The organism is Acidiphilium sp. AL, assembly GCF_025499445.1.
In the GTDB taxonomy this organism is placed as follows: domain Bacteria; phylum Pseudomonadota; class Alphaproteobacteria; order Acetobacterales; family Acetobacteraceae; genus Acidiphilium; species Acidiphilium iwatense.
Genome location: NZ_JAIMBZ010000011.1, coordinates 13487 through 26088, shown reverse-complemented (window position 1 = coordinate 26088; position 12602 = coordinate 13487). Strand labels below are relative to the sequence as shown.

Genomic DNA, 12602 nt, shown 5'->3' with positions numbered 1-12602 from the left:
ACGGTTGAACGTTCCTGGCGCCGCACGGTTCTTGTTATTGCCCCCATGCACAGGTCATCGCGATCATCCTGGATTCCCCTCGGGAATCTGGCAGGTGATGCAATGGATATTGCCACCGCCGAGCAGGATCTCGCGCGCCGGCAGCATGACGATGTCGCGGCCCGGAAAATTGCGCGCCAGCACGGCGCGGGCCGCGTCATCGGTCTCGGTGCCAAAACCGGGTGCGATAACCGCCCCGTTGGCGATGTAGAAATTGACATACGATGCGGCGAGCCTGGCGCCCTCGGCGCGGTTCATCCCCTTGCCCGTCGAAACGACACCGGCCGATTCTTCTTGAGTGATGACCATTTTTGACGGCATCGGCAGTTTTTCGATCGTCAACCGCCGCCCGCGCGCATCCGTCGCGGCATCGAGCCGGGCCGCCGCCGCGCGCGAAACCGTGTAATGCGGGTCGTCCGGGTCGTCGCACCAGGCGAGCAATACCCGGCCAGGAGCCGCGAAACAGGCGAGATTGTCGATATGTCCGCCGGTTTCATCCTCGGGAATGCCGGGGCCGAGCCAGATGACCGCCTGAACGCCGAGATAATCGCCGAGCCAGCGCTCCATCGCCGCTTTGGTTACTGCTGGATTGCGCGCCGGATCGAGCAGGCAAGGTTCGGTGACCAGCGCGGTGCCTTCACCATCGGCATGGATCGCACCGCCCTCCAGCACGCAGGGCGCGCGATAACGCCGGACATCAAGCGCTTCGCACAATTGCCGGGCCAGCGCGTCGTCCTTGTCCCACGGCGCATAGAGCCCGTGCTCGTGTCCACCCCAGGCGTTGAACGGAAAATCCACCGCCCGCACGCGGCGATTGGCATCGGCCACGAACACGGGGCCAACATCGCGTGCCCAGGAATCGTCGGTCTCGATCGCGAGCAGACGAACCTCGTGCGGCAACGCCGCGCGCGCCGCATCCATCAGCCGCTCCGACACGATCATCGTCACCGTCTCGTAACGCGCGATCGCAGCGGCCACCGCGGCGAAAGCCGCCTGCGCCGGGCGCGCACCGTCCCGCCAGTTATCCGGCCGTTCCGGCCAGATCATTGCGCAGCCCGCGTGACGCTCCCATTCCGCCGGCATCCGAAACCCGTCGATGCGCGGCGTGGTCGTCATCGCGGCTCAGCCTTCGCCGCGTGTCGATGCACGCCGTCATAACTCCCAAGCACATCGTAGAGTTCCGGTCTGCGATCGCGGAACACCCCCCAGGACGCCCGCGCCGCCGCGATTCCGCCGAGATCGACTCGCGCGGTCAGCACGGCATCGCCGTCGCGGCCGGCCTCAGCCAATTTACCGCCGAACTGATCGGCGATGAAGGAACTGCCGTAGAAACTGATCGACGTGCCGTGCGCCCCCGGCTCGATGCCGGTGCGATTCGCCGCGATCAGCGGCATCAGGTTCGCCCCGGCATGGCCTTGCATCACGCGCTGCCAGTGATCGCGCGAATCGAGCGCCGCATCCTGCGGTTCGGAGCCGATCGCGGTCGGATAGAGCAGAATTTCCGCTCCCATCAGCGCCATCGCTCGCGCGGCTTCGGGAAACCACTGATCCCAGCAAATACCGACGCCGATGCGCGCATATGCCGTGTTCCAGACCTTGAATCCGGTATCGCCCGGCGAAAAATAGAATTTCTCGGTATAGCCGGGGCCGTCGGGAATATGCGATTTGCGATAGACGCCCAGAACCGCGCCATCCGCGTCGACGATCGCGATCGAGTTGAAAAAACTCTGGCCCGCGCGCTCGAAAAACGACACAGGCACCACGATTCCGCACTCGGCCGCGATTTTGCGGAACCGCGCGACCGCCGGATTGGCGTCGGCCGTCGTCGCGAGCCGGAAATGATCGGCGATCTGATCCTGACAGAAATACCGCGTCTCGAATAATTCCGGCGGCAGGATAATCCTGGCTCCCGCGGCGGCGGCCTGCCGCACCAACGTCTCGGCATGATCGAGGTTCGCCGCGCGATCCGGCCCGCAGCTCATCTGGATCGCGGCAAGAACAATATCGCTCGCCATATCAGGCATTTTTCAGATAGGCGTCGTATTCGACATCGGAAATCCGGCGCCGGAACTCTGCGATCTCCTGGCGCTTGCAGGACGCGAAGATCGACTGGAATTTTTCGCCGAAAATCGTGCTCGCCCGCGCGGAATTGGCGAACCGATCCGCTGCCGTGCTCCAGGCGATCGGCAGTTTCGGCGCCGCCGCGCCGGTCTTGTCGCCAAGCGTCTCGGGTCCCGGATCGGCCTCGGTCTCGATCCCGTCGAGGATCGCGCCGAGCAAGGCGGCAAAAGCCAGATACGGGTTGCAATCGGCTCCGGCGACGCGATGCTCCAGCCGCGCCGCGCGCGGCTCCGCGTTGATCACGCGGATCGCCGACATCCGGTTATCGTGCCCCCAATCGCCGAATACCGGCGCATGAGTTCCGGGTGCGAAACGGCGAAACGAATTGGCGTGCGGCGCAAAGATCAGCATCGTCTCCGGCATCGCGGCGACCAGCCCGCCGAGCGCGTGGTACAGCGCGGCACTCGGGCGTGCCGCATCGCCGGTGAATATGTTGGCCCCGTCGCGGCCGAGCACCGACATATGGACATGCATCCCGCTGCCGGCCCAGTTGCCGAACGGCTTGGCCATGAATGTCGCGCACAGGCCATGTTTGCGCGCGATCTGCTTGACCGCGCGCTTGAACAGCACGGCATCGTCGGCAATGCGCAGAGCATCCGGCGCATAACGCAAAGTTACTTCGAACTGGCCGGGACCGTTCTCGCTGATCAGGGTATCCAGCGCGATGGACTGCGCCTCCGCCGCGCGCAGCAGATCGCGCAGGATCGCCTCGTAATCGTGGATTTCCCACAACCCCATCGTGTCGGTCTGCCAGCCGCGCCAGAAGCTTTCATCCGCCCCGCGCGGCGCGATGCGCTGCCCGCCGGCCCGGTTCGGATCGACCAGATAGAATTCCAGTTCGACTCCCAGCGCCGGGGTCAGTCCGCGCGCCGCGAACCGTTCGAGCACGCGCGCGAGCACGCCGCGCGGATCGGCATAGAACAGCGAGCCATCGGCCTCACGCATGGTCAGCAGCGCCTGAACCGCCTCGCCCTCGGCCCAGTGCATCTTGGCGATGCTGTGCGGCACCGCGATGCACAGCCCGTCGGGGTCGCCGGTATCGAAGGCGATGCCGCCCTCGACGATATCACGCCCCCAGATATCGAGCAGATAGGCCGAGCGCGGAATCGCGATTCCCGTGCCGAGCAGCGCATCGGCCTTGTCGCGCTGCAGCCATTTGCCGCGCGGCACGCCGTTCACGTCGATGATGAAGGCTTCGATCAGTTCGCTTTCGGCGAGCAGCGCGCGCCGGGCTTCGGTGGTCGCGATCGCATCCATGACGTTCACCTCACGCCATTTCGGCACGCACGGCATCGTAGGTCGCCTCGATGGCGCGCGTCGCACGGGCGACCATCTCGTCGATCTCGGCTTCGGAGATAGTCAGCGGCGGCGAGAACACCATGGTGTCGCGCACCGCGCGCATCACCAGGTTATTGGCGAAGCAATGGTCGCGGCAGATCGTGCCGACCCGGCCGCGCTTCTCGAAAAACCGCCGCGTGCGCTTATCGGATGTCAGTTCGATCGCGCCGATCAGCCCGATATGCCGGATTTCACCCACCATCGGGTGATCGCCAAGTGCGGCATCGAGTTTTGCCCGCAGCACGTCGCCCATTCGCGCCGCGCGTTCCGGCAGTTTCTCGTTCTCCAGAATATCGAGATTGGCGAGCGCCACCGCACAGGCGACCGGATGCCCCGAATAGGTGAAACCGTGATAGAATTCGCCGGTCTCGTTGATCAGCACGTCGGCCACGCGATCGCCCACCAGCACGGCGGAGAGCGGAATATAACCCGATGTTATTCCCTTCGCGAGCGTCATCAGATCGGGCGTGATGCCGAAGGTCTCGGCGCCGAACATCCGCCCGGTGCGGCCGAAACCGCAGATCACCTCGTCGGCAATCAGCAGAATATCGTTCTCGCGGCAGATGCGGTTGATCTCGGGCCAGTAGGTTTCGGGCGGGATGAGCACGCCGCCGGCGCCCTGGATCGGCTCGCCGATGAAGGCGGCAATGTTGTCCGCGCCGATCTCCTTGATCTTCGTCTCAAGCTGCTTCGCCGCGTAAAGCCCGAACTCCTCCGGGCTCATCTGTCCGCCATAGCCATACCAGTAGGGCGGCATGACATGGTCGAAATCGGGAAGCCTCGCGCCCTGACGATGCATGTCCACCATGCCGCCGGCCGCGGCGCCCAGCGTGGTCGAGCCGTGATAGCCGTATTCGCGGCCGACGATCACCCGCTTCTCCGGCTTTCCCTTGGTGATCCAGTAGGTCCGCGCCATCCGCAGCGCGGTGTCCACCGCCTCGGAACCGGAACAGGCGAAGAATGCGTGGTTGAGATCGCCCGGCGCCATCGCGGTCAGGCGTTCGGCGAGCGCGATCACCGGGCGCGTCGCGGTTTTGAAAAACGTATTGTAGAACGGCAAGCTTTGCATCTGCCGCGTCGCCGCGTCGATCAGTTCGCGCCGGCCATACCCTACAGCGACGCACCACAGCCCCGCCATGCCGTCGAGGATGCGATTTCCCCGGTCGTCGGTCAGGAACACCCCGTCGGCACCGGTGATGATGCGGATCTTTTCCTGATGCAGTGTCTTGTGGTCGGAAAACGGGTGCAGATGGTACGCGGCATCAGCCGCCTGCCAGTCAAAAGTCGCGATATCGTCAAGCATGAAAAAAACTCCGATGTCAGAGCGAAACTGCGGCACGACATGCCGCAAGGCTGCAACGATCAGGAGCGATGCGGCGGGCTGTAGCCGATCCGCGCGCAGAGCAGAAGCAACTCGGCATGCAGGTCATGGATCGCGCAAATGGCGCGAACATGCGCCTTCCGGGACTGAAAATCCCCGCGCCGGCCCAGCTCAAACCTGTTGCTTATCCCCAACATCACCGATCAGTCTATCGAAATCCAGCGACCGGTTCAACAAAAATCGAAGCCTTCACCGATCGGTCTCAGAAACTCGGCGGGGTATTCGCACTGATCACCTCGCAAATCTCGTCGAACGGGTTGCGAAATCTGTGCGGAATCTGGCTTTTGAAGTAATAGGCATCGCCGGTGTCGAGGGCGCGCTCCTGATCGCCCACGGTCACCAGAAGCCGCCCGCGCACCACGACGCCCGCCTCCTCGCCAGCATGGCGCAGCATCGCTTCGCCGGTATCGGCACCCGGCCGATAGGTTTCGTGCAGCATCTGCAATGCGCGGTCCTTCAGCCGCTTGCCGACCATGCGGAACGATATCCGCTCCTCGAAGGCGATTTCGGTCAGGCCGGTCGCCTCGAAGAACACATCCTCGGGAGCCGCGAGATCGAGGGTGAAGAATTCGGCGAGTGACATCGGAATGCCGTCGAGAATCTTCTTGAGCGACGAAATCGACGGGCTCACCCGATTCTGCTCGATCAGCGAGATCGCGCCATTGGTCACCCCGGCCCGCCGGGCCAATTCCCGCTGCGTCAGGCCGAAGACCTGGCGCATCTGCTTCAGCCTCGCCCCGACCCCGGCACCATCCTCGCGCGCGATCGGGATTTCCGCGTCCATCGCTTCCCTAAGCTGCGTTGAGGAGTTGATCTGTGGGGAGGAGGGTTTCGCCGATTGCCTCGGCGACGGCGGGATGGGCGATGCGGCCCTCGGCGACGTTCAGCCCGGCGCGCAGATGGGCATCCTCGCGCAGCGCCGCCTTCCAGCCCCGCCCGGCCAGCTTCAGCACGTAGGGCAGCGTCGCCTGGGTCAGCGCGAAGGTCGAGGTCCGCGGCACCGCACCCGGCATGTTCGCCACGCAATAATGCACCACCCCATCCACCACATAGGTCGGCGCGTCATGCGTCGTCGGCCTGCTCGTCTCAAAACAGCCGCCCTGGTCGATCGCCACATCCACCAGAACCGCACCCCGCCGCATCTGACCCAGCATCCCCCGCGTCACCAGCTTCGGCGCCGACGCCCCCGGCACCAGCACCGCGCCCACCACCAGATCCGCCGCGAACACAAACTCCTCGATCGCCTCCGCGGTCGCAAACACCGTCTTCAGCTGCGGACCATACAAATCATCCAGCTGCGCCAGACGGGCGATCGACTTGTCCAGGATCGTCACGTCCGCACCCATCCCCATCGCGATCCGCGCCGCGTTGGTCCCCACCACCCCGCCGCCCAGGATCGCCACCCGCGCCGGCGGAACCCCAGGAACCCCAGCCAGCAACACGCCAAACCCGCCCTGCGCCTTCTGCAGCGACACCGCACCCACCTGCACCGCCATCCGACCCGCAACCTCGCTCATCGGCGCCAGCAGCGGCAGCCGCCCGCGCTCGTCGGTCACCGTCTCATAGGCGATCGCCACCGCGCCCGACGCCATCAGCAGCCGCGCCTGCTCAGGATCGGGCGCCAGATGCAGATAGGTGAACAGAATCTGCCCCGGCCGCAGACGCTTGCACTCCACCGGCTGCGGCTCCTTCACCTTCACGATCATCTCGGCACGCGCAAACACAGCCTCCGCATCCGGCGCAATCTCCGCCCCCGCCTTCACATAGGCCGCATCGTCCATCCCGATCCCCTCGCCCGCACCGCTCTCCACCAAAACCGAATGCCCATGCGCCCGCAACTCCCGTACCGACGCAGGCGTCAGCCCAACACGATACTCATGGTTCTTGATCTCCCGAGATACGCCGATCAGCATGGTGATTTTCCTTTCCCGTCCGGCACGTGCCGTTTAGAATATTCATCACCTTCTACAAACATGACTTGCCCTGTGCAAGATAATTTCGTGACCGCGAGACGATTTTTGGGCAATGGGGCGGCATTCCTGCCCATTTCGTCGCCAGATCGAAGAAATTCACCGAAAGCCGCCCAAAGCCGCGTTGATTATTCTTGACGATTCGAAAATCTTTGGCGATGCTTGGCGCAACGGGAGCAAAACCAGCACGAACTGCGTGTCTCAGGCCAGCCGGGATCGGCGGGCCGGACGCTGGAGAAATAGAATGCGCGCGACGTCGACAGAAACCGAAACGACAATGAGATTGATGTTACCGATCGAGGCTTGCAGCACATGACGGGTCAGGCAATCCTGTCGCGCATGAGCATGACGAACCCGCCCATGACGACACAGCCGGTCACCCAAGCCGAACGCGGCGCGATCGCCTTGGAGGGAATCAGCCGGGTCTTCAGCGGCGGGGTGGTCGCGGTGGACGGCATCGACCTGACCATCAAGCCCGGTGAGTTCTTCACCCTGCTCGGCCCCTCCGGTTGCGGCAAAACGACATTGCTCCGCATGATCGCCGGGTTCGAGACACCCGATTCGGGCCGCATCCTCATCTCGGGACGAGAAATGCAATCGGTGCCCCCGCATAAGCGCGCGGTGAACACGGTCTTTCAATCATACGCGCTGTTCCCGCATCTGACCGTTGCCGAAAATATCGGCTTCGGGCTCAGAATGCGCGGCATCGCCAAGGCGGAACGAAAAGACCGGGTCGAGCGGATCATGGCATTGCTGCAAATCGGCGGCTTCGCCGATCGCAACCCCGCGCAACTTTCCGGCGGCCAGCGCCAGCGCGTCGCCCTTGCCCGTGCCCTGGTCAACGAACCCGAGGTCGTGCTGCTCGACGAACCGCTTTCGGCATTGGATGCGAAGCTGCGGGCCGAATTGCAGCTCGAGTTGATGCGGATGCAGAAACGCCTTGGCATGACCTTCATCTTCGTCACCCACGACCAGCACGAAGCACTGGTGATGAGCGACCGGATCGCGGTGATGGAACGCGGCAAGCTGCTCCAGGTCGGCCCGGTGCTCGATGTCTACGAACAGCCGCGCAACGTCTTCGTTGCGGAGTTCCTTGGCCTTTCCAACATCTGGCCCATCAGACCTACCGGCACCGACAGCGCGGATACCCCGATCGGTGCTCTGAAAATCACGGCATCCATCGGTACTCAGCGCACCGCGATGATCCGCCCGGAAAAAATCTGGATATTCAACGAAGCCAATACGCCGCGGGATCGCCCCAACGTGTTTCCCGGCACGGTGTGCGAGGCCGTCTATATGGGTGCCTCCACGCAATACCGCATCGAGATCCCTAACGGCCAATTCCTGCTGGCACTCGACACCAACAATGCCGCGGCGGAGCGCAGTTGGCGGCCCGGCGAGCCGGTCGCCGTCGAGTTGAAGCCGGACAACATCATGCTGATCGACGGATGACCCGGAAAATCGCATGTCAACACTAACGGAAGTGCCTATTCTGCGTGGCACCGCCGAACGTGCGGAGCGGATGGCGCGTGCATTCCGGCTCTGGATCACCGCCGGTCCCGGTCTCGGCTGGATCGTAGTCTTCCTGATCCTGCCCAGCGCGATCCTGCTCGCCATCGGTTTCTTCTCGATCGGCAATTACGGCAACCCGCGTCTGCCCTTGACGCTGGAGCCGTTCCGCGAGGTCGCCGGTTACTCGATTCTCGGCTGGAGTCCTGCCAATATCACGACCATCCTGCGTTCGCTGGTCCAGGCCGTCTCGGCCGCTGGACTGACCATCCTGCTCGCCTATCCGGTGGTGTTTTTCATCACCGCCCAGCCGATCGCATTGCGACCGTTACTGTTGCTGTTCGTCGTGTTGCCGTCATGGACCAACCAGGTGGTACGAACCTATGCCTGGATGGAGCTGCTCGGCCCCGGCTCCGGCTTGTCGCATCTCGCCCAGACGATCGGCTTCATCCCGCATCACCTCGGCCTGCTGCCCGGTATTTTCGCGATGCAAGTCGGCCTGACCTACAACTACCTGCCCTACATGGTCGTGCCGCTCTACGCCGCCGCGGAAAAGCTCGACTGGACGCTGGTGGAAGCCGGACGCGATCTTTACGCTTCCGGCACGAAACTGTTCTGGAGCGCGGTCTTTCCGCAAACGATTCCGGGTTTGCTTTCGGGCATCATCCTGGTCGCGATTCCCGCTTTCGGCGACTATGTCGTGCCCATGCTGCTCGGCGGCGGCAAGTCGATGATGATCGGCTCGCTGATCGCCGCCCAGTTCCTCAACACGCCGAACTGGCCCTATGGCGCAGCACTCACCATTTTCATGCTCATCTTCACCTGCGGCGGTCTGATCGTATTCCGGGTCATGACCAAACGCCTCGGCGGTTCCGAAGGGACCATGATGTGAGCCAGCATCTCGCAAAACCAGTGCGCCGCGCCTTGTTTGCCGCCAGCATGCCGGTCTACCTGCTGCTCTACGCGCCACTGGCGCTGATCGCGGTATTTTCCTTCGCGCCCGCGCCCGGCGGCGTTGCCGCCAGCGGCTTCTGGTATGCGGAACTGCTGCATTCGCCGGGCGTTCTCGCCGCATTCCGTCGCTCGCTCACTCTCGCTCTCGGCTCCTCGATCCTCGGCACCGTTCTTGGAACCTTGATGGGCTTCGGCCTGAGCCGCTTCCGCACCGGCGCGAAGGGTGGCTTTGCCGCTGCCCTTCCAAGCCTGATCATCTACACGCCGATCATCATGCCGAGTCTGGTTTTCGGCATCTCTGAACTGATCTTCTTCAATCTCGTCCACCGTGCCACCGGGTTTCTGGCCGCCGGGCTGCTCACCATGGGCATCGCCCATGTGACGTTCCAGGCGCCCTACGTGGCCCTCGTGGTGTTTGCGCGCATGGCCGGGCTCGATCCCAATTTGTTCGAAGCCTCGCACGATCTCTACGCCGATGCGCGGCAATCCTTCCTGCATCTGACGATTCCGGTGATCCGCCCGGCAATCATCGGCGGGTTTCTGCTCGCCTTCACCCTTTCGATCGACGATTTCACCATCAGCTATTTCACCGCCGGGCCGGGCAGCACGACCTTGCCGATCTACATCTACAGCGCGGTCGCGCGCAAAGGCATCGCCCCCGATATCAACGCCCTGGCAACGCTGATGATCGCGACCGTCATCGGCATCGGCCTGCTGCAATATGTCTTCACCCGTCACCGCGAACGCCGCCCCATGCCACGAGTCGGCGACTGACACGGCTACACTCGGATTAACCACAACAGGAGGCTAGAAATGAAAAGTCTTTGTTCCGGCTTGACCAGAATAGCCCTCACCGCCGCGTTTCTCGGCGGTTTCCTCGGATTGTCGCCGCCGGCACAGGCCGCCGGCAAAACCCTCTACCTGTTCAACTGGCAGGACTACATCGGTAAAGGCCTGCTCAAGAAATACGAAGCCCATTGCGGCTGCAAGGTCGTGCAGACCTATTACGATTCCAATGCCGCCCTTGCCGCAAAGCTGAAGGCGGGCGGCGATTCGCAATTCGATGTCGTTGTGCCGTCGAGCTATTACGTTCCGCAACTCGTTCACGAAGGGCTGATCCGCAAACTCGACAAGAAGGAAATCCCGAACTTCCGCAACCTGATCGCGCGGTTCAAGGACCCGACATACGATCCGCACGACGCCCACTCGATGCCTTATCAATGGGGCACCACCGGCATCGGCTATCTCAAGACCAAGGTTTCCAACCTGCCGGAAAGCTGGGCCGTGCTGTTCAACCCGAAACTGAACCCCTCCTATCCGTTCGTGCTCATGGCCGGATCGGGGCGCGACACCATCGGCGCCGCCTGCGCCTATCTCGGCTACGGTTTCACCTGCAACAAGAAAAGCCAGTGGATCAAGGCGGCGAAACTCGTCGAAAAAACCGAGAAGCGGAAGAACTTTACCGGCTTCGTCGATGGCGATCCGGTAACAGGCGAGATCAAGAAAGGCACCATCGCGATCGGCATGACGTTCAATGGCCAAGTCGCTGAATGCTATGACGACAAGAGCTGCCTGAATACAGGCTATCTCCTGCCGAAACAGGGTACCGAAATCTGGGTCGATACCATGGCGGTCCCGACTCACGCGCCTGACCCGAAATTGGCCTATGACTTCATCAACTTCATCCTCTCGGCGAAGGCGGGTGCCGAATTGTCGAACTTCAATCTCTATGGCAGCCCAAACGCCGCATCCGAACCGATGCTGGTAGCTGCCATGAAGACGCCTCTGGTCACGCCCACCTCCGCACAGATGAAATATCTGTACTTCCTGCCGCCGCTCGCGGGCAAGAAACTCCAGGAATTCAACGCGATCTGGACAGCGGTTCGCCAGCATTGATTTACTAACGGCGCGCCCATCCTGGGCGCGCCGATCATTTTTGAGGCTTTCATGACCGACCTGACCGAATGGTTCAACGAACACCGCATCACCGAGGTCGAGTGCCTGGTGCCGGACATTACCGGCATTCCGCGCGGCAAGATCATGCCCGCGCAGAAATTCCACCAGGGCGGCGCACCGCGCCTGCCCGAAAGCATTTTCATCCAATCGGTGACCGGCGAATATCCCGAAGACCCTGACGATGTGCTGACCGACCCCGCCATTATCGACGTCAAGCTGATCCCCGACCCATCGACGGTGCGACTGGTACCCTGGGCGCACGAACCCACCGCGCAGATCATCCACGATTGCCAATATGCCAACGGACGACCAGTGCCGATCGCGCCGCGGCAGGTTTTGCGCCAGGTGCTCGCACTTTACGCCGAACGCGGCTGGAAGCCGGTGCTCGCCCCGGAACTCGAATTCTATCTCGTCGGACGCAATACCGATCCTGACTATCCGTTGGTTCCGCCGATCGGCCGGTCCGGCCGGCAGGAAACCGGACGGCAATCCTACTCGATCGACGCGGTCAACGAATTTGACCCGCTCTTCGAGGAAATGTATGATTTCTGTGAAATCCAGGAACTCGATCTCGATACGCTGATCCACGAGGAGGGGGCGGCACAGGTCGAGATCAACTTCCTGCACGGCGATCCGCTGAGCCGCGCCGACCAGGTCTTTCTGTTCAAGCGCACGGTGCGCGAAGTCGCTCTCCGACACGACATTTACGCGACGTTCATGGCCAAGCCGATGGGCCAGGAACCGGGAAGTGCGATGCATGTGCATCAAAGCGTTGTCGATGCCGAAACCGGCGAGAATCTGTTCGCCGACCACGACGGTAAACCGAGCGCGCTATTCCTGTCCTTCATCGGCGGAATGCAGAAATATATCCCCGCGATCATGCCGATCTTCGCGCCGAACGTGAATTCCTATCGCCGGCTCACGCGGTTTTCGAATGCGCCGATCAACCTGCAATGGGGGCACGACAACCGTACTTGCGGTTTGCGGGTGCCGTTCGGCGAACCTTCCGCGATGCGCGTGGAAAACCGGGTGCCGGGCGCCGACGCAAACCCCTATCTTGCATTCGCGGCCTCACTCGCCTGCGGTTATCTCGGCATGATCGAAGGCTTGCAGGCAACCCATCCGTTCCGCGGCTCCGCCTATTCGCAACCCTACACCCTGCCGCGCGAATTGTCCCACGCGCTTGAAATCATGGAGCAGAACAAACCGCTGATCGATATTCTCGGCGACAAGCTGGTCGAGGTTTTCGTTGCGGTGAAGCGTCTGGAATACGAAACCTATCTGCGCGTCATCAGTTCCTGGGAGCGCGAACATCTTCTGCTGAACGTCTGATC

General features: G+C 62.6%; 11 protein-coding genes. 5 read left to right on the top strand and 6 right to left on the bottom strand.

Annotated features, from left to right (window positions below; translation table 11 throughout):
- Positions 1–63: 63 nt before the first annotated feature.
- The 6 genes from aguA to ald all read right to left on the bottom strand — a co-directional run bounded on the left by aguA (position 64) and on the right by ald (position 6792).
- Positions 64–1155, bottom strand: a complete 1092-nt coding sequence (aguA, locus tag AiwAL_RS08945; protein ID WP_235703825.1) for an agmatine deiminase — start codon at positions 1153–1155, stop codon at positions 64–66.
- Positions 1152–2054, bottom strand: a complete 903-nt coding sequence (aguB, locus tag AiwAL_RS08940) for an N-carbamoylputrescine amidase (protein WP_262312549.1) — start codon at positions 2052–2054, stop codon at positions 1152–1154. Before aguB ends, aguA begins: the two co-directional genes overlap by 4 nt.
- Before the next feature lies 1 nt (position 2055).
- On the bottom strand, positions 2056–3417 hold the full coding sequence (locus tag AiwAL_RS08935; protein WP_235703827.1) for a glutamine synthetase family protein: 1362 nt from the start codon (positions 3415–3417) through the stop codon (positions 2056–2058).
- Between the two features lie 10 nt (positions 3418–3427).
- A complete protein-coding gene (locus AiwAL_RS08930; protein WP_235703828.1) occupies positions 3428–4801 on the bottom strand; it encodes an aspartate aminotransferase family protein in 1374 nt (457 codons plus the stop codon).
- 280 nt (positions 4802–5081) lie between these two features.
- Positions 5082–5663 (bottom strand): cupin domain-containing protein, encoded by a 582-nt coding sequence (locus AiwAL_RS08925; protein ID WP_235703829.1) that lies wholly within the window; start codon positions 5661–5663, stop codon positions 5082–5084.
- Positions 5664–5670: 7 nt separating this feature from the next.
- Positions 5671–6792, bottom strand: a complete 1122-nt coding sequence (ald, locus tag AiwAL_RS08920; RefSeq protein WP_262312547.1) for an alanine dehydrogenase — start codon at positions 6790–6792, stop codon at positions 5671–5673.
- 417 nt (positions 6793–7209) lie between these two features.
- Between ald and AiwAL_RS08915 the strand changes: the two genes are divergently transcribed.
- The 5 genes from AiwAL_RS08915 to AiwAL_RS08895 are packed head-to-tail and all read left to right on the top strand — an operon-like array spanning position 7210 to position 12600.
- Complete coding sequence (locus tag AiwAL_RS08915; RefSeq protein ID WP_262312546.1) at positions 7210–8301, top strand: ABC transporter ATP-binding protein; 1092 nt, start codon at positions 7210–7212, stop codon at positions 8299–8301.
- A gap of 13 nt (positions 8302–8314) precedes the next feature.
- Positions 8315–9250, top strand: coding sequence for an ABC transporter permease (locus tag AiwAL_RS08910; RefSeq protein WP_235705712.1), 936 nt, complete (start codon positions 8315–8317; stop codon positions 9248–9250).
- A complete protein-coding gene (locus tag AiwAL_RS08905; protein WP_235705713.1) occupies positions 9247–10086 on the top strand; it encodes an ABC transporter permease in 840 nt (279 codons plus the stop codon). Before AiwAL_RS08910 ends, AiwAL_RS08905 begins: the two co-directional genes overlap by 4 nt.
- A 39-nt stretch (positions 10087–10125) precedes the next feature.
- Complete coding sequence (locus tag AiwAL_RS08900; RefSeq protein ID WP_262312545.1) at positions 10126–11208, top strand: PotD/PotF family extracellular solute-binding protein; 1083 nt, start codon at positions 10126–10128, stop codon at positions 11206–11208.
- 51 nt (positions 11209–11259) lie between these two features.
- On the top strand, positions 11260–12600 hold the full coding sequence (locus tag AiwAL_RS08895) for a glutamine synthetase family protein (RefSeq protein WP_235705715.1): 1341 nt from the start codon (positions 11260–11262) through the stop codon (positions 12598–12600).
- Positions 12601–12602 lie beyond the last annotated feature (2 nt).

Bases quoted from the DNA above. Each gene is read 5' to 3' on its own strand.
- aguA (WP_235703825.1), bottom strand. From the start codon at position 1,155: ATGACGACCACGCCGCGCATCGACGGGTTTCGGATGCCGGCGGAATGG.
- aguB (WP_262312549.1), bottom strand. From the start codon at position 2,054: ATGGCGAGCGATATTGTTCTTGCCGCGATCCAGATGAGCTGCGGGCCG.
- AiwAL_RS08935 (WP_235703827.1), bottom strand. From the start codon at position 3,417: ATGGATGCGATCGCGACCACCGAAGCCCGGCGCGCGCTGCTCGCCGAA.
- AiwAL_RS08930 (WP_235703828.1), bottom strand. From the start codon at position 4,801: ATGCTTGACGATATCGCGACTTTTGACTGGCAGGCGGCTGATGCCGCG.
- AiwAL_RS08925 (WP_235703829.1), bottom strand. From the start codon at position 5,663: ATGGACGCGGAAATCCCGATCGCGCGCGAGGATGGTGCCGGGGTCGGG.
- ald (WP_262312547.1), bottom strand. From the start codon at position 6,792: ATGCTGATCGGCGTATCTCGGGAGATCAAGAACCATGAGTATCGTGTT.
- AiwAL_RS08915 (WP_262312546.1), top strand. From the start codon at position 7,210: ATGACGACACAGCCGGTCACCCAAGCCGAACGCGGCGCGATCGCCTTG.
- AiwAL_RS08910 (WP_235705712.1), top strand. From the start codon at position 8,315: ATGTCAACACTAACGGAAGTGCCTATTCTGCGTGGCACCGCCGAACGT.
- AiwAL_RS08900 (WP_262312545.1), top strand. From the start codon at position 10,126: ATGAAAAGTCTTTGTTCCGGCTTGACCAGAATAGCCCTCACCGCCGCG.
- AiwAL_RS08895 (WP_235705715.1), top strand. From the start codon at position 11,260: ATGACCGACCTGACCGAATGGTTCAACGAACACCGCATCACCGAGGTC.